Source organism: Actinomadura miaoliensis (assembly GCF_039536785.1).
Taxonomy (GTDB): Bacteria; Actinomycetota; Actinomycetes; order Streptosporangiales; family Streptosporangiaceae; genus Spirillospora; species Spirillospora miaoliensis.
Genome location: NZ_BAAAZG010000039.1, coordinates 1 through 15,708, shown reverse-complemented (window position 1 = coordinate 15,708; position 15,708 = coordinate 1). Strand labels below are relative to the sequence as shown.

At 72.8% G+C, this 15,708-nt stretch carries 14 protein-coding genes; 7 read left to right on the top strand and 7 right to left on the bottom strand.

Annotated features, from left to right (window positions below):
* Positions 1–2 precede the first annotated feature (2 nt).
* Complete coding sequence (locus ABD811_RS25515) at positions 3–2,531, top strand: FtsX-like permease family protein (protein WP_344952533.1); 2,529 nt, start codon at positions 3–5, stop codon at positions 2,529–2,531.
* Positions 2,532–3,502: 971 nt separating this feature from the next.
* Here the strand turns inward: ABD811_RS25515 and ABD811_RS25510 are convergent.
* Entirely contained in the window at positions 3,503–3,703 is a 201-nt protein-coding gene (locus tag ABD811_RS25510) for a hypothetical protein (RefSeq protein ID WP_344952531.1), read from the bottom strand.
* Positions 3,704–3,891: 188 nt separating this feature from the next.
* On the opposite strand from ABD811_RS25510, the gene ABD811_RS25505 reads away from it, so the two are divergent.
* Entirely contained in the window at positions 3,892–4,368 is a 477-nt protein-coding gene (locus tag ABD811_RS25505) for a hypothetical protein (RefSeq protein WP_344952529.1), read from the top strand.
* A gap of 25 nt (positions 4,369–4,393) precedes the next feature.
* On the opposite strand, the gene ABD811_RS25500 is transcribed toward ABD811_RS25505, so the two are convergent.
* The gene (locus tag ABD811_RS25500; RefSeq protein WP_344952527.1) at positions 4,394–4,795 is read right to left on the bottom strand and encodes a winged helix-turn-helix transcriptional regulator; all 402 of its coding nucleotides are present in this window, start codon (positions 4,793–4,795) and stop codon (positions 4,394–4,396) included.
* A 140-nt stretch (positions 4,796–4,935) separates the two neighbouring features.
* Here ABD811_RS25500 and ABD811_RS25495 point away from each other — a divergent pair, with 140 nt between their 5' ends.
* Complete coding sequence (locus tag ABD811_RS25495; RefSeq protein ID WP_344952526.1) at positions 4,936–5,511, top strand: YceI family protein; 576 nt, start codon at positions 4,936–4,938, stop codon at positions 5,509–5,511.
* Here ABD811_RS25495 and ABD811_RS25490 read toward each other — a convergent pair.
* Positions 5,498–6,223, bottom strand: a complete 726-nt coding sequence (locus tag ABD811_RS25490) for an HAD family hydrolase (RefSeq protein ID WP_344952524.1) — start codon at positions 6,221–6,223, stop codon at positions 5,498–5,500. The two genes, ABD811_RS25495 and ABD811_RS25490, sit on opposite strands and share 14 nt — an antisense overlap.
* A gap of 68 nt (positions 6,224–6,291) precedes the next feature.
* Here ABD811_RS25490 and ABD811_RS25485 point away from each other — a divergent pair, with 68 nt between their 5' ends.
* Positions 6,292–6,918, top strand: a complete 627-nt coding sequence (locus ABD811_RS25485) for a hypothetical protein (RefSeq protein WP_344952522.1) — start codon at positions 6,292–6,294, stop codon at positions 6,916–6,918.
* Entirely contained in the window at positions 6,915–7,892 is a 978-nt protein-coding gene (locus ABD811_RS25480) for a nucleotidyl transferase AbiEii/AbiGii toxin family protein (RefSeq protein ID WP_344952520.1), read from the top strand. Before ABD811_RS25485 ends, ABD811_RS25480 begins: the two co-directional genes overlap by 4 nt.
* A 139-nt stretch (positions 7,893–8,031) precedes the next feature.
* Here ABD811_RS25480 and ABD811_RS25475 read toward each other — a convergent pair whose 3' ends face one another.
* Positions 8,032–9,870 (bottom strand): glycosyl hydrolase family 18 protein, encoded by a 1,839-nt coding sequence (locus ABD811_RS25475; RefSeq protein ID WP_344952518.1) that lies wholly within the window; start codon positions 9,868–9,870, stop codon positions 8,032–8,034.
* A gap of 388 nt (positions 9,871–10,258) precedes the next feature.
* Positions 10,259–10,723: a MarR family winged helix-turn-helix transcriptional regulator gene (locus tag ABD811_RS25470; RefSeq protein WP_344952516.1), complete on the bottom strand. Its 465-nt coding sequence runs from the start codon at positions 10,721–10,723 to the stop codon at positions 10,259–10,261.
* A 60-nt stretch (positions 10,724–10,783) separates the two neighbouring features.
* Between ABD811_RS25470 and ABD811_RS25465 the strand changes: the two genes are divergently transcribed.
* Positions 10,784–11,191, top strand: a complete 408-nt coding sequence (locus ABD811_RS25465) for a cupin domain-containing protein (protein WP_344952514.1) — start codon at positions 10,784–10,786, stop codon at positions 11,189–11,191.
* A 16-nt stretch (positions 11,192–11,207) separates the two neighbouring features.
* Here ABD811_RS25465 and ABD811_RS25460 read toward each other — a convergent pair whose 3' ends face one another.
* Together ABD811_RS25460 and ABD811_RS25455 are read right to left on the bottom strand one after the other, a co-directional pair.
* On the bottom strand, positions 11,208–11,852 hold the full coding sequence (locus ABD811_RS25460; protein ID WP_344952512.1) for a LuxR C-terminal-related transcriptional regulator: 645 nt from the start codon (positions 11,850–11,852) through the stop codon (positions 11,208–11,210).
* Positions 11,816–13,099, bottom strand: a complete 1,284-nt coding sequence (locus ABD811_RS25455) for a sensor histidine kinase (RefSeq protein WP_344952510.1) — start codon at positions 13,097–13,099, stop codon at positions 11,816–11,818. Before ABD811_RS25455 ends, ABD811_RS25460 begins: the two co-directional genes overlap by 37 nt.
* Before the next feature lie 305 nt (positions 13,100–13,404).
* Here ABD811_RS25455 and ABD811_RS25450 point away from each other — a divergent pair.
* The coding region (locus tag ABD811_RS25450; protein ID WP_344952768.1) for a Tex family protein at positions 13,405–15,708 on the top strand (2,304 nt) is incomplete at its 3' end.

Here is a 15,708-nt window from a genome sequence, read left to right as displayed (position 1 = left end):
CGATGCTCGGACTCGCCGCACAGATGCTGCGATACCGCAAGGGCACTTTCGTCGCGACCTTCCTCGCGCTCGCCGCCGGGGTCGTGGTCCTGACGGTGTGCGGGGTGCTCGTGGAGTCGGGGCTGCGGTACAAGGGAGAGCCGCAGGGGTACGGCGCGGCTTTCGCCGTCGTCGCACGGCACCAGCTCACGGTGCAGGGGCCGGAGCGGTTCGGCGAGCGCGAGACCAGCACGGTGACGCTGCCCGAGCGCGGCACCGTCCCGGAGTCGCTGGTCGGCAAGGTCGCCGCGGTGCCCGGCGTGGCGAGCGCTGTGGCGGACCGCACGATCACGGTTGCGGCGGCGGCCGCGCCGAAGGTGCCCGTCACAGGCCACGGCTGGGGAAGCGCGGCGCTCACTCCGTACAAGGTGGTGTCCGGCACCGCGCCGCGGATCCAGGGTGAGGTCGTCGTCGACGAGCGGCTCGCCGCGGCGGGGAAGCTGCGTCCCGGCAGCACCACGGCGATCCTCACCGGCGGGACCGTTCAGCAGGTCCGGCTGAGCGGCGTCGTCAAGGCGTCCGGCGTGCGCGGGCCGCAGGCGGCGCTGTTCTTCACCGACGCGCAGGCGGCCCGGCTCTATCCGCGTCCCGGCCGCGTCGACGCGATCGGCGTGATCCCCAAGAAGGGCGCCGACCGGGCGGCCGTGACCGCCGCGGTGGAGCGCATCGCGGACGACGCGGGGGCGAAGGCCTACACGGGTGACGAGCTGGGGCTGGCCGAACAGCCCGAGGCGGTCGCCGCCAAGAGCTTCGCCTTGGAGGCGGGCGGCGCGTTCGGCGGCTACGCCGCGCTGATCATCGGTTTCGTGGTCGCCGCGACGGTCGGCCTGTCGGTGCGGTACCGCCGCCGCGACTTCGCCCTGCTGCGGGCGATCGCCGCGACGCCGGGCCAGGTACGGCTGCTGATCCTCGGCGAGGTGGGCATGCTGAGCCTGCTCGCCGCAGTGGTGGGCGTCCCGATCGGCCTGCTCGCCGGCCTCTGGATCGGAGACGAGCTGGTGACCCGCGGCTTCGTCCCGGAGAACTTCACCATGAGCGGCGGGCTCCTGGCCGCGCCGGCGGTGACCGCGGCGGTGGCCGCCGTCGCGCTGCTGTCCGCCTGGATCGCCGCCCGGCGCACCACCCGCATCCGGCCCACCGAGGCGCTCGGCGAGGCGGCCGTGGAGACGGCCCTCGGCGGCAGGGGCCGGGTCGTGTCCGGCCTGGCGCTCCTCGGCGGCGCGGTCGCGCTGATCGGCCTCACCGGCAGCACCGGTGGCCAGACGGCCATGGGCGCCGCGGTGGGCATGTTGTACACGTTCGTGCTGGCGATCGCGCTGCTCGCCCCGTGGATCAACCGGGCCGCCGCGGTGGCGCTCGCCCCGGTCCTGCGGACCGTCTTCGGCGACAGCGGTTACCTGGCCGCCGCGAACCTGCGGGCGAACGCGCGCGGCATGGTCGCCGTGCTGACGGCGCTGGTGCTCTCCGTCGCGTTCGGCGGCACCGTCTGGTTCCTGCAGGACAACCTGGAGCGCCAGACGGTGATCCAGAGCAGGGAGGGGACGCTCGCCCAGCACGCGCTGGTCGGCGGCGCCGGCCTGCCTGCGGCGGCGGCCGCCCAGGCCCGTCAGATCCCCGGCGTGCTGGCCGCGACCGGAGTCCGCCGTACCTCGGTGCTCGTGCCGTTCATGGATGAGGCGATGACGGTGGTCGCCCAGGGCATCGATCCGCAGGGCGCGAACCAGACCATGGACTTGAAGGTGAAAGCGGGGAGCCTCGCCGAGTTGGAGGCCGGCACCGTGGCGGTGTCCTCGTCCCAAGCGGACACGGCGGGCTGGAAGATCGGCGGCAAGGCCAGGCTGTGGCTCGGAGACGGCACGCCGGTCCACCTCAAGGTCGTCGCCATCTACGACCGGAATTTCGGGTTCGGTGACATCACGCTGAGCAACGCGACGCTCGCCGGACACACCGCGAGCGATCTCCACGACCACGTGCTGATCCGCAGCGCGCCGGACGCCGACGTGGGCTCGGCCCTGACGAAGCTGGCGGGCGCCTACCCGGCGAGCGCCGTGACCAGCACCGACCAGTTCACCGGCGAGCTGGCCGAGGACCTGGCGATCAGCTCGTGGCTGAACAAGCTGCTGGTCGCCGTGCTGGTCGGGTACGCGGTGCTCGCGGCCGCCAACACACTGATCATGGCCGCGCTGGCCCGGGCCCGGGAGCTGTCCCTGCTGCGCCTGGTCGGGGTGACCCGCCGCCAGGTGAAGCGGATGGCGAACGCCGAACAGGCCGCCTTGCTGGGCGTGGCGCTCACGATAGGCATCGCGATCGCGGCGGTCACACTGTCCTCGATCGTCAACGCCGTCGCCGGGCAGCCCGTCCCGTACGTTCCGGCGCTGGGCTGGGTGGTCATCGTCGGCGGCACGGTGGCGCTGGCGCTGGTGTCCACGATCATCCCGATCGGACGGCTCCTCCGTACCCCGCCGGTCGAGGGCATGGGCATCCGCGAGTAGCACCGCGCCCGCTCCACACCAGCCGGGTGCGCCGCCCGCCGAGCGGCGCACCCGGCTCGTCGCCGCCGAAACAGACGGCGATACGGTCACGCGCCGAGCCCCCAGCGCCACCCCCGCCGGAGCCGTCCTGCCAGCCGAGCCTGTAGGCCCGTACTGGCGCCCTGCCCACCACCCGCAGGCAAACGCCCCACCCACCCGAGAATGCCGATCAGACCGTGCCAGCCACCCCCGCCCCGAATCCCCGCGCTGCGTGCCTGCGCCGCGTCCCCGCGCCGCGTCCCCGCGCTGCGTGCCTGCGCCGCGTCCCCGCGCCCAGCCGCGCTGCCAGCGCCGCGGCGACATGCCGTTGCGGACCCAGCGGAGGCGCCAACCCATGCTGCCGGGCCGCCGCGTTCATCCACACAGCCTGAGGTCGCACTGATTTGGAACTCAAGGGGACAGCCGGGCGCTGCTGTTTGGGCGTCCGCTTGTTTTGGGCCGGTGTGGTGTGTGGGCTGTTTCGTCGATTTTTGCTGCGGTGGTTGTTCGGCTGTGGCGTTGGCGTTGGCGTTGGCGTTGGCGTGGTGCTGCTGGTCGCGCTGGACAGCGGCGCTGCGGTGGCTCGGCTGTTGGGGCCGGTTGTGTGGGATGGCTGGAATGGCTGCGGCAGCTTGGCCGCGGTGCTGCTGGTGGTGTTCCGCATGGGAGGCGTGTTTCGGCATGGTCGGGGCGTGACGCCTGGCGGGTTGTGGAGGCGTTCGCGGGGGGCCATGTTGAGTGTCATGTGCCCCGATGGTCTCCGACGTGTGGCCGTGCGACATTCCCCGGCGCCCTGGTGGAGGTGCCTTCGTCAACCTGTGCGGTGTCAGTCGCGAAAGCGCCCCTCTTATGGGGGACTGCCCTCGGGGTGTAAGGGCCACCCGAATATGCCGCATTGTCACAGGGCAATGGGGCGGGTGGTTGCCGGTGATGGTGTCGTCGGGGGCGGGGCGTCAGGAATTGCGGCGGGGGACGGTGGAGTAGTCCTGGCCGTCCAGTTTGGCGATGTCGTCGGCGGTGACATGGGCGGTGCGGCCCTTCCAGGACTCGCCCTCCATCTCGATCCAGGCGATGCGGGCGCCCCAGACGCCGTCGGGCAGCCGCTCCCAGACCAGCAGGTACGCCGGGCCTGACGCGGTGGCGGAGTGGATCATCGGTGGAACGTGAGACATGTGATCGTTTTAGCCGGTTCCTCTGACAATCGCGCGCGTCTTCCGACTTTACGCCTCGGGAAAATGACGGCGCCGTCTGACTCGGCGTCCGCCTGAGGACGGCCTCGTGCGTTCGACGGTGACCGTTCGTGGTCCGCGGCCTCGTCCGGATTTTCCGTAGGGTCGCCGGTATGCCGTACGAGTACGTCGGGCCGGCCGAGATCCTTCGGCGGGTCGACGGGGTGGCGGGACGGCCCGTCCGTTCCCCGGCCGACCTGGACGAATGGCTCGCCGAGCGCCGCGACGAACGCGACGAGCCGTTCACCTTCGTCGTGGACGGGGACGGCACGCTGCTGATCGCGCCGCGCCGCAGCGAGCACGTGGCGTGCGCCGGCGGCCGCCCCGTGCTGGCCGCCGGAGAGATCGCCTTCGACGGCCGCGAAGGACGCTGGGCCGTCACCGGGGTCACCAACCAGTCCACCGGCTACTGCCCGGACGCAGGATGCTGGCCCGCCGTGGCCGCCGCGCTCGACCGGGCGCGAGTGCCGCACCCCGGCGGTTTCACGGACGTGTTCGTCTTCCGCCACTGCCCGTGCTGCGGGGAGCTCAACCTGGTGAAGGACGCCCACTACGTGTGCGTCTTCTGCGACGCCGACCTCCCCTCCTGAGGGGCGGCCCGCGGAGTTCCGGCCGTCAGCGGGCGGTGAGGGCGGCTTCCTCCCGGGCGCGGGCGTCGTAGCGGGAGCGGGCCTCGACGACCTCCTCCAGATGGGTCTCCACCCAGGTCACGAGGGTGCCGACGGCGTCCAGCAGGGTGCGGCCGAGCGGGGTGAGGGCGTAGTCGACGCGGGGCGGCATCACCGGGTAGACGGTGCGGGAGACCAGGCCATCGCGTTCGAGACCGCGCAGGGTGACGGTGAGCATCCGCTGGCTGATGCCCTCGATGTCCTTCTTCAGCTCGGTGAACCGCTTGGTCTCCGTGCCCAGGTGCGCGATCACGTACAGCGACCACTTGTCGCCCACCCGGCCGAGGATCTCCCGCGAGTGGATCGCGACCGGACCGTCGCACGCCCCGGCATCGGGTCTGACCTCCATGGTTCCCTCCCTGTGACCACGGCAGAAATAAGTGCCTTCTTGTGCGTCCGCTTTGCCTTTCCGCAGGATGGCACCAGTTCCCATCCGTAAGTCAGGCATGGAGGGGAACCCGCTTACCATCCGGAACTCAAGGAGACACGATGACGACCGACCTTGTCGAGATCCCCGGCTACGTCGCCGGAACCTGGGTCGTGGACCCGGTCCACTCCAGCGTGGCGTTCTCGATCCGGCACCTGATGGTCGCCAGGGTCCGCGGACGCTTCGGCGACTTCACCGCCGAGATCGTCACCGCGGACGACCCGCTGGAGTCCGCGGTGACCGCCACCATCCAGGTGGCCTCGGTGGACACCGGCAACGCCGACCGCGACGCCCACCTGCGCAACGCCGACTTCTTCGAGGCCGACCGGTATCCGACGATCACCTACCGTTCCACCGGCCTGCGGCCCGACGGGGAGGCGTTCGCGCTGGACGGCGAGCTGACCATCAAGGACGTGACCAGGCCCGTGCCGCTGCGCCTGGAACTCGGCGGCTTCGGCCCCGACTACTTCCTGGAGGACCCGTCCAAGGGCGCCCGCGCCGGGTTCACCGCCACCGGCCGGATCAACCGGCTCGACTTCGGGGTCGGTGGCGAGGGCACCGTCCCCGGCGGCGCCGTGGTGCTGGCCCACTCGATCGACATCACCCTCGACATCGAAGCCGTGCTCAAAACCGACTGAAGAGGTCGGAGAGGTCGGCAAGAGTGGTGATCCGGTGGACCTGGGGGGCCTTCGGCCCGGCGTCCCCGTCCGCCTCCACGCGGGTTCCCCCGGGGCGGTCGAGCCAGACTCCGTGCAGGCCCGCCGACGCCGCGGCGAGGGCGTCGGTGTGCAGCCGGTCGCCGACGTAGGCGACCGCGTGCGGGGCCAGCCCCAGGCCCGCGCAGGCGCGGCGGAAGATGGCCGGGTCGGGCTTGGCGGCCCCCGCCTCGCTCGACGCCACCACGTACGGCAGGTGGGAACCGAGACCGATCCGCTGCACCTTCGCGCGCTGCTGGGCGGCGTCTCCGTTGGTGATGACGCCCAGCAGCAGCGCGCGCCGCCCCAGCTCATCCAGGGCGGGCCGCACGTCGGGGTAGGCGCGCCACGCGTCCCGGTAATGCCGCTGGTACTCGGTCATCCAGGCGTCGGCGCGGTCGGCATCCCAGGCGCCGAGGCCCAGTTCGCCGGCGAGTGTCGTGATCCGTAGCCGCCGCTGTTCGGTGAAGCCGAGTTCGCCCGCCAGGTAGCGGTTCATGGTGATCTCGGTCAGCTCCTGCCAGCGGCGGGTCAGGTGCTCGGGGTCGAAGCCGGGCAGTGACCGTACGACCGCCTGCGACGCCGCCGCCTCGTGGTCCATCAGCGTGCCGTCGAGGTCGAACAGCACCGCCTCGACGGAGTTGGGCCCTTCCACATCAGCGAATCTACCCGTGCCGGAAATCGGGGTGCCGTGCGGAGAACCGGTCTGGATAATCCCGGTTCATGCGCTTAACTGGCGAATTTGAAACGCATCTGACGGTGCGGTGCCACGGCGACGAGGAGATCGAGGCCCTCGCCCGCTGGGCGGCCGACCACGGCCTGAAGTTCGCGCACATCGTCCTGGACCGTGGCCGCGTCTGCTCCCAGCCGATGCTGACGCAGCGCACGAGCGGGACCCTCGCCCAGGCCCGGACCGCCGCCGAGCGCGCCGCCGACGACCTGCGCGCGGGCGGCTTCACGGTGCGCCGGACGAAGATCGAGGCCGCGCCCTGGAACGACGGCGTCCCCGCGTCCGACGCCGACGCCGGCGGCCCGTACTACTTCGAACACCACATCAAGCTGCTGCTGGAGGCCGGTGACGACACCGCCGCCCTGGCCGCGTCCGTCGCCCCGCATGCCGCGCACCTGTCGCGCAACGCGCGCCGCGTCCGCGCGGACGGCAGGCGCGAACGGTTCGTCACCCAGCGCTGCCACGGTGTCGGCGCGCGGACGGCCGGACGGCGCCTGGACGCCCTGACCGCCGTGCTCAGCGCCCGGGGGCACGGCATCGCGTCCGTGGAACGCGAGTTCGTGGTGTTCGACGACGACGTCTCGCTCGACGACGGCTGGATCACGGAGGCCGCGCCATGACGACCCGGTGGGACGACTTCGACCACGGCCCCTGGCCGGCCGACGACGAGGTTCCGCACGACACCCCCGACGCCGGGACGCGCCGCCGCCTCGGCCTGCCCGCGACGCTGCGTCCGGTGCCAGGGGCCGTCCAGCGGCCCGTGTTCGACCCCGCGCTCGTCCAGCACTTCATGGCGATGCGGGCGGGCGAGCCGCGGTTCGCGTCCGCCGAGCAGGAGGCCCGCTGGTACGCGGCGCGCCGCCGCGCCGTCGACCACGTGCTCGCCGCGGTCGGCGACTCGCCGTGGGCCGAGAACCTGGTGCTGCGCGGCAGCGTCCTGCTGCGCGCCTGGTACGGGGAGGCCGCCCGCGAGCCCGGCGACCTTGACTTCGTGGTGCTGCCCACGTCGTGGCGCATGCCCGAGGGGCGCACCCGCCGGATGATGGACGGCATCGCCGCGATCGCCGACCACGTCTCCGCGGACGACGACGTACGCGTGCGCGCCGACGGCGCCGTCACCGAGGACATCTGGACCTATGACCGCGTGCCCGGCTGCAGGCTCCTGCTGCACTGGAGGACCGACGGCCTGCCGCACGGCACCGTCCAGCTCGACTTCGTCTTCGGGGAGGAGCTGCCCGGCCCGCCCGAGCCCACGCTCGTCCCGCGCGGCGACGGCGGCGAGCCCGCCCTGCTCAACGCCGCCACGCCGGAGGTGTCGCTGGCGTGGAAGGTGCTGTGGCTGGTGACCGACCCGTACCCGCAGGGCAAGGACCTGTACGACGCGTGGCTGCTGTCCCGCCACGTCACGCCGTCGGCGCGGCTGCTGCGCGACACGTTCGCCGCCGCCGGCGCGGGGGAGCCCGGCCTGCGCCGCGTCCTGCGCGGCGGCGTGGACTGGGACGAGTTCCGCAAGGAGTACCCGGACGTGCCGGGCGACGCCGACGACTACCTGCGGGCTCTCGCCGACGCCCTCGCGCCCGTCCTGGACGACTGACACAGGCGACCGGCGCAGCGGGCCGATACGTGGAAGGGCCCCTGACGGCCGATCGTGGAGCCGTCAGGGGCCCGGCCCGTCGGATGATCGTTGAGGCGCCTGCGCGGCGGCGGTCACCCGGCGGACGGTCCGGCGGGAATCAGCCGAGGCCGTTGCGCATGGCGGTGATGAGCTCGCCGTTGGTGGTGTCGCCGCTCAGTTCCCAGAAGAACGAGCCCGCCAGCCCCTGGTTCTTGGCGTAGGTCATCTTGCCGCCGATCGTGGCGGGCGTGTCGTAGCTCCACCACTGGTTGCCGCAGTGGGCGTACGCGGTGCCGCCCACGGTGCCGGTGGCCGGGCAGCGGCCCTTGAGCACCTTGTAGTCCTCGATGCCCTGCTCGTAGGTGCCGGGCGCGGGGCCGGTGGCCGAGCCGCCCGGGGCGCTCTGCGTGACGCCCGTCCAGCCGCGGCCGTAGAACCCGATGCCCAGCAGCAGCTTGCTCGCCGGGACGCCCTTGGACTTCAGCTTCTGGATGGTCGCGTCGGAGTTGAAGCCCTCCCGGGGGATGCCCGGGTAGGAGGTGAGCGGCGAGTGCGGGGCGGTCGGGCCCGCGGCGTCCCAGGCGCCGAAGAAGTCGTACGTCATCGGCAGGTACCAGTCGACGTACTGGGCGGCGCCCGCGTAGTCGGCCGCGTCGATCTTGCCGCCCGCCGTGGCGTCAGCGGTGATCGCGGCGGTGACGAGGTTGCCGGAGCCGAACCGCTGCCGCAGCGCCGACATCAGGTTGCGGAACGCGGCCGGGCCGCTGCTGTCGCAGGTCAGCCCGCAGGCGTTCGGGTACTCCCAGTCGATGTCGATGCCGTCGAACACGTCCGCCCAGCGCGGGTCCTCGACCAGCTTGTAGCAGGAGTCGGCGAACGCGGCCGGGTTGGCGGCGGCCTGCCCGAAGCCGCCGGACCAGGTCCAGCCGCCGAACGACCACAGCACCTTCAGGTGCGGGTACTTCTTCTTCAGCTTGCGCAGCTGGTTGAAGCTGCCGCGCAGCGCGCCGGCGTCCCAGGAGTCGGCCTGGCCGTCGACGCTCTCGGCGGCGCTGTAGAACCGGTCGTAGTCGGCGTAGCTGTCGCCGATCGTGCACTGGCCGTTCTGCACGTTGCCGAAGGCGTAGTTGATGTGCGTGAGCTTGGCGGCCGACCCGCTGGTGTCGATGTTCTTGACGTGGTAGCCGCGCTGGTAGACGCCCCACTGGGCGAAGTAGCCGATCACCTTGCCGCCGGACGGGCCCGGGTCGCCGCCGCCGGCGTCGGTGGTGACCGACACGGCGTTGGACGCGGGAGAGGTGTTGCCCGCCGCGTCCCGGGCCTTGACCGTGAACGTGTAGGCGGTGCTGGGGGACAGGCCCGACACCGTGGCCGTGGTGCCGGTGACGGTGTCGGCCTTGGTGTCGCCCCGGTACACGTCGTAGGCGGTGACGCCCACGTTGTCGTTCGCCGCGTTCCACGCCAGCGTGACGCTGGTGGAGGTCTTGCCGGTGGAGCGCAGGTTGCCCGGCGCGGACGGGGCCTGGGTGTCGCCGCCGGGCTGCCCGCTGCCGTCGCACGCGCCGCCGTTGACCGTGCAGCCGGAGATCCAGCCGGAGCCGGTGCCGCCGAAGCCGAACGAGGCGGTGCCGCCCGGGTTGACGGTGGCGTTCCAGCCGACGTTGGTGAACGTGTAGTGGTTGCCCGAGACGGTCTTGGCGGCGTCCCAGGTGGACCCGATGGACGTGCCGGACGGCAGGTCGAACTCCAGCTTCCAGCCGGAGAGGGCCGTGGCCGTCCCGTTGGTGATGGTGCACTTGCCCTCGAAGCCGGTGCCCCAGTCGGAGGTCTTGGTACAGGTCGCGGTGACCGCGGCCGCCGCGGTAGCGGCCGCGGGTGCGACGACCGCAGTTCCGGCCGCCGCGAGCGTCAGTGCGCCGGCGAGGGCGATCGCCCGCCGTCCGCCCGATCTGGACATGCTTCTCCGTTCGCTCGTCCCCCGAAACCAGTCGGAAACCCCGATCGGCCGAGGAGCGCGGGCCCGTGCCGCCATGCCCGAGGTGCGCGCGTCGCGCGGCGCGGTGTACGGGTGTGCGAGGCGGATGGTCGGCGGGTCACGGCGGGGGGCCACGGCGTCCGTTCGGCGCCACTCTTAGGAAAGTTTCCTAAGAATTAGCTGGATCGTAGCCGCGGCCGCCCGCCCCATCAAGAGGCCCCTGACCGCCGATTCCGCGGCGCCGCGGTGGTCTGTGCGGCTGCCTGCGGACGTACGGTCGCCGCTCCGCCCGCCCTGCCGGGGCCGCGCGGGGCCGCGGGCCTCGCCGCGCGCGGGACGCGCCTTGGTACGCGCGGCCGCCGCGCCCGGTTCACAGATTTCCGAACCAGCCGGGGACGTCGAGCGGGAAATGGTCGGCCGGCGTCATCGTCCGCAGGCCCTCCTCGACGGCCGCCAGCCGGTCGGCCCCGAGCGTCCGCTCCCAGCGCTCGCGGATGCGGTCGAAGCCGCGCGCCGAGCGCGCCAGCGCGTCGAGGCCGCGGTCGGTCAGCCGGACGACCTTGCGCCGCGCGTCGGCGGGATCGCCGCCCCGCGTGACGTACCCGAGCCGTTCCAGGTGCTCGACCGTCTTGCCCGCGGCCTGCTTGGACACGCCCAGGCGGCGGCCCAGTTCGGCGGCCGTCGTGCCGTCCGGCCCGATCGCCTGGAACACGAAGCCGTGCATGGGGCGAAGGTCCGGATGTCCCTGGGAGGCCAGCTCCGCGTGCAGCTCATCGATGATCGCGCGGAAGCCCATCAGCAGCCGCAGCGGCAGCTCGTACCCCGGAGTTGACATAAAAGACAACCTCGTTGACTATATGGACAACCTTGTTGTCTATCCTAGGGGTGAACGGACATGACCCTCGTACGCGACGCCGACGCGCGCCGGACCCGGACGCCCAACGCCCTGATGACGACCCTCGCCACGCCCACGCAGGGCGGCACCGGCGCGGTCGCCGTGTGGCGCGTCGACATGCCCGCCGGACGCCGCGGCCCGCTGCACGCCATCGACGCCGAGCAGGTGTGGAGCTTCCTGGACGGCGACGCCACGATCGAATTGGGCGGCCGCGTCCTGGAGGCGGCCGCCGGGGACACCGTGGTGATGGCCGCCGACGTTCCCCGCCGGGTGACCACCGAGGGCGGCTTCGTCGCCGTGGTGGCCGCGGCGGCGGGCGGCCGCGTCTACAACCCCGACGGCGTCGGCGACGGATGCGAGATGGCCCCCAAGGGCACCGACCGCATCGTCCCGCCGTGGGCCGCCTAGCGTCGGCGGCCGCCGGTCAGGCGCCGAGGTAGGCCAGGACGGCCAGCACGCGGCGGTTGTCGTCCTCCGACGGCGGCAGGCCGAGCTTGCCGAAGATGCTGTTGGTGTGCTTGCTGATCGCCTTCTCCGTCACGAACAGGCGGGCGGCGATCGCCGCGTTCGACCGTCCCTCGGCCATCAGGCCCAGCACCTCGCGCTCGCGCGGCGTCAGCGCCTGCAGCGGCTCCTCCCGGGCCCGCTTGGTCAGCAGCTGGGCCACCACGTCCGGGTCCAGCGCCGTGCCGCCCCCCGCCACCCGACGCACCGCGTCGACGAACTGGCCGACGTCCGAGACCCGGTCCTTGAGCAGGTAGCCGACGCCGCCGGTGCTGTCGGACAGCAGCTCGCGCGCGTACAGCTGCTCCACGTGCTGCGACAGCACCAGGACCGGCAGGCCCGGGATCTGTTTGCGCGCCTCCAGCGCCGCCTTCAACCCCTCGTCGGTGAACGTCGGCGGCAGCCGCACGTCCACCACCGCCACCTCGGGACGGTGGGTGGTCAGGGCCCGCACCAGGGACGGCCCGTTGTCGACCGCCTCCACCACCTCGAACCCGAACGCCTCCAGCAGCCTGATCAGGCCGTCCCTCAGGAGGGCGAGGTCCTCGGCGATGACAACGCGCACGGCAGCTCCATGGTCACGACGGTGGGTCCGCCCGGGGGACTGGTCACGGCCATCGTGCCATCGAAGGCGGCCAGCCGCCGCTCGATCCCCCGCATGCCGCTGCCTCGCCCCGGGTCGGCGCCGCCGGTCCCGTCGTCCCCGACGAGCATCAGCAGCCGGTCGCCGTCGTGCTCGATCTGTACCCAGGCGCGCTGGGCGCCGCTGTGCTTGACCACGTTGGCCAGCATCTCGGCCACGGCGAAGTACGCCGCCGACTCCACCGGCGCCTCGGCCCGTCCCGGCACGTCGATCCGCACGTCGACGGGCAGCGGCAGGGACAGCGCCAGCGCCTGGACGGCGCCGTCCAGGCCGCGCTCGGCCAGCACCGGCGGGTGGATGCCGCGTACCAGGTCGCGCAGCTCGGTGAGGGCCTGCCCGCTGGCGGCCCGCGCCTCGGCCAGCAGCTCCTGCGCGGCTTCGGGGTTCTGCTTCATCAGCTCCTCGGCCAGCCCGATGTTCATGCTGAGCGCCACCAGCCGGGCCTGCGCCCCGTCGTGCAGGTCGCGTTCGATGCGGCGCAGCTCGGCTGCCGAGGCGTCCACGGTGTCCGCGCGCGTCTCGGTGAGCCGCCGCACCCGCTCCTGCAGGGCGCCGCGGGTGGGCGCGAGCAGCGACTGGACGAACAGCGCGTACCCCTTGAGGATGTGCGGCCCCCACCGCAGCCCGGCCTGCGTGAGCAGGGCGCCTAGCACGAGGCATCCGGCGACGCCGACGACGCCCCAGTCGCCCAGCGGCCAGAACGGGCCCCACCCGTATCCGGCGACCTGCCCCAGCCACGAGGCCACGACGACGCCCTCCAGCCCGTACACCACCATGGCCAGGGGCAGGAGGTTCAGCAGCAGCCCGACGGGCGCGTTCAGCAGCGTCCACAACAGGTCACGCCACGTCGCGGGGTCGGCCAGCATGCCCCGCAGCCGCCGCAGCGGCCCCCGTGCGGGCAGCGGACGGTACGGGCTGGGAACCGGCACGCCGGACCACTCAGCCGCCCACACCCGCTGCAGATCGGCGAACAGGCGCACGCCGGTCAGTGCGAGCGGGGCCAGGACCAGCCCCACCCCCACGGGGATCAAGGCGATGGAGACCACGCTCAGGACGAACAACGGGATCCCCGCCGCCAGCGACAGAATCGCCCGTATCAGGCCGCGCAGGCAGGACAGCAGCCCCCGTTGCGCCGTCTTCCAGAAGCGGCCGCCGACTTTCTGGTTCACCGCTTCCCCTCTCGTATCGTGACGCGACTCGCCCATTGTGTTCGTCCACGGGCAGGGTCGGCAGGGGCCTAGCCCCACCTGCGGGCACTCGGGGGGTGGGTGAAACCCCACCATCCGCGGCGCCCGCGACCGACGCGGGGCCTCGCCGATCCGCGCGGGCGACGCGACAAGCGGGCCGATTCCCTGGACAATGCACTGGCGAACCCAGCGGAGAAAGCGAATCCAAGAACGTGACAGCGTCCAACACGCAGACAGCGAACCCCGCCCAGGCGGCCGACGGCCGCGCCGTCCCCGGCGCCGCGCCGATCGCCCAGCGCATCGCCGAGGAACTCGGCGTGCGCGAAGGGCAGGTCCGCGTCGCCGTCGAGCTGCTCGACGGCGGCGCCACCGTGCCGTTCATCGCCCGCTACCGCAAGGAGGCCACCGGCGCCCTCGACGACGGGCAGCTGCGCGCCCTGGAGGAGCGCCTGCGCTACCTGCGGGAGCTGGACGAGCGGCGCGCCGCGATCCTGGAGTCCATCGAGTCGCAGGGCAAGCTCACCGACGAGCTGCGCGCGCAGATCATCGCCGCCGACTCCAAGGCGCGGCTGGAGGACATCTACCTGCCCTACAAGCCCAAGCGCCGCACCAAGGCGCAGATCGCCCGCGAGGCGGGCCTGGAGCCGCTGGCCGACCTGCTCTTCGGCGACCCGGCCAACGACCCGCAGGAGGCGGCCGCCGCCTACGTCGACCAGGACAGGGGCGTCGCCGACACCGCCGCGGCGCTGGAGGGGGCCCGCGCGATCCTCGTCGAGCGGTTCGCCGAGGACGCCGACCTGATCGGCGCGCTGCGCGAGCGGATGTGGTCCCGCGGCCGCCTGGTGTCCAAGGTGCGCGAGGGCAAGGAGGAGAGCGGCGCCAAGTTCGCCGACTACTTCGACTTCGCCGAACCGCTGGACAAGCTGCCCTCGCACCGCGTCCTGGCGCTGTTCCGCGGCGAGAAGGAGGAGGTCCTCGACCTCGACCTGGAGCCGGAGGAGACCGGCGACGAGCCGGTCGCGCGCAGCTCCTACGAGGTGGAGATCGCCCGGCGCTTCGGCATCGTCGACCAGGGCCGGCCCGCCGACCGCTGGCTCAACGACGTGGTGCGCTGGGCCTGGCGCACCCGCATCCAGGTCCACCTGGGCATCGACCTGCGCACCCGGCTGCGCCAGGAGGCCGAGGACGAGGCGGTGCGGGTGTTCGCCGCCAACCTGCGCGACCTGCTGCTGGCCGCGCCCGCCGGCACCCGCGCCACCATGGGCCTGGACCCGGGTCTGCGCACCGGCGTGAAGGTCGCCGTCGTGGACGCCACCGGCAAGGTCGTCGCCACCGACACCATCTACCCGCACGAGCCGCGCCGCCGGTGGGACGAGTCGATCGAGACCCTGGCCCGGCTCGCCCGCGCCCACGACGTCGAGCTGGTCGCGATCGGCAACGGCACCGCGTCCCGCGAGACCGACAAGCTCGCCGCCGACCTCATCGCCCGCCACCCCGACCTCGGACTCACCAAGATCATGGTGTCGGAGGCGGGCGCGTCGGTGTACTCGGCGTCCGCCTACGCCGCCCGCGAACTGCCCGACCTGGACGTGTCGCTGCGCGGCGCGGTGTCGATCGCCCGCCGGCTGCAGGACCCGCTGGCCGAGCTCGTCAAGATCGACCCCAAGTCGATCGGGGTCGGGCAGTACCAGCACGACGTGTCCGAGGTGAAGCTGTCGCGCTCGCTGGACGCCGTCGTCGAGGACTGCGTGAACGCCGTCGGCGTCGACGTCAACACCGCCTCGGTGCCGCTGCTGACCCGCGTGTCGGGCATCGGCGAGACGCTGGCGGAGAACATCGTCTCCCACCGCGACGCCAATGGCCCCTTCCGCACCCGCGCCGGGCTCAAGGAGGTGCCGCGGCTCGGCCCGAAGGCGTTCGAGCAGTGCGCGGGCTTCCTGCGCATCCCCGGCGGCGACGACCCGCTCGACGCGTCCAGCGTGCACCCGGAGGCGTACCCGGTGGTGCGCCGCATCCTCGACGCCGCCCGCACCGACATCAAGGGCCTGATCGGCAACACCGCCGCGCTGCGCTCGCTCAAGCCCGCCGACTTCGTCGACGACACCTTCGGCCTGCCGACCGTCACCGACATCCTGGCCGAGCTGGAGAAGCCCGGCCGCGACCCGCGTCCGGCGTTCCGGACGGCCGAGTTCAAGGAGGGCGTCGACACCCTCGGCGACCTCAAGCCGGGCATGATCCTGGAGGGCGTGGTCACCAACGTCGCGGCGTTCGGGGCGTTCGTCGACGTCGGCGTGCACCAGGACGGCCTCGTGCACATCTCCGCGATGTCCGACAAGTTCGTGGAGGACCCGCGCGACGTCGTCAAGCCCGGCGACATCGTCCGCGTCAAGGTGCTGGACGTCGACCTGCAGCGCAAGCGGATCTCGCTGACCCTGCGCCTGGACGACGAGCTTCCGGCCTCCGGCGGCGCCGGAGGCGGCGCGGGTGGTCCGGGCGGCAAGCGCGGCGGCGGCCAGCGCGACCGCCAGCGCCGCCAGCGCGGCCGCGGCAACGGCCAGGGGCGCGGCGGCAACGGCCAGGGCCGTGGCGGC

Excerpts from the sequence above, each read along its gene's own strand:
- ABD811_RS25495 (WP_344952526.1), top strand. The coding sequence starts at position 4,936 with ATGACGACCGACCTTGTCGAGATCCCCGGCTACGTCGCCGGAACCTGG.
- ABD811_RS25480 (WP_344952520.1), top strand. The coding sequence starts at position 6,915 with ATGACGACCCGGTGGGACGACTTCGACCACGGCCCCTGGCCGGCCGAC.
- ABD811_RS25510 (WP_344952531.1), bottom strand. The coding sequence starts at position 3,703 with ATGATCCACTCCGCCACCGCGTCAGGCCCGGCGTACCTGCTGGTCTGG.
- ABD811_RS25515 (WP_344952533.1), top strand. The coding sequence starts at position 3 with ATGCTCGGACTCGCCGCACAGATGCTGCGATACCGCAAGGGCACTTTC.
- ABD811_RS25470 (WP_344952516.1), bottom strand. The coding sequence starts at position 10,723 with ATGTCAACTCCGGGGTACGAGCTGCCGCTGCGGCTGCTGATGGGCTTC.
- ABD811_RS25485 (WP_344952522.1), top strand. The coding sequence starts at position 6,292 with ATGCGCTTAACTGGCGAATTTGAAACGCATCTGACGGTGCGGTGCCAC.
- ABD811_RS25500 (WP_344952527.1), bottom strand. The coding sequence starts at position 4,795 with ATGGAGGTCAGACCCGATGCCGGGGCGTGCGACGGTCCGGTCGCGATC.
- ABD811_RS25465 (WP_344952514.1), top strand. The coding sequence starts at position 10,784 with ATGACCCTCGTACGCGACGCCGACGCGCGCCGGACCCGGACGCCCAAC.
- ABD811_RS25505 (WP_344952529.1), top strand. The coding sequence starts at position 3,892 with ATGCCGTACGAGTACGTCGGGCCGGCCGAGATCCTTCGGCGGGTCGAC.
- ABD811_RS25475 (WP_344952518.1), bottom strand. The coding sequence starts at position 9,870 with ATGTCCAGATCGGGCGGACGGCGGGCGATCGCCCTCGCCGGCGCACTG.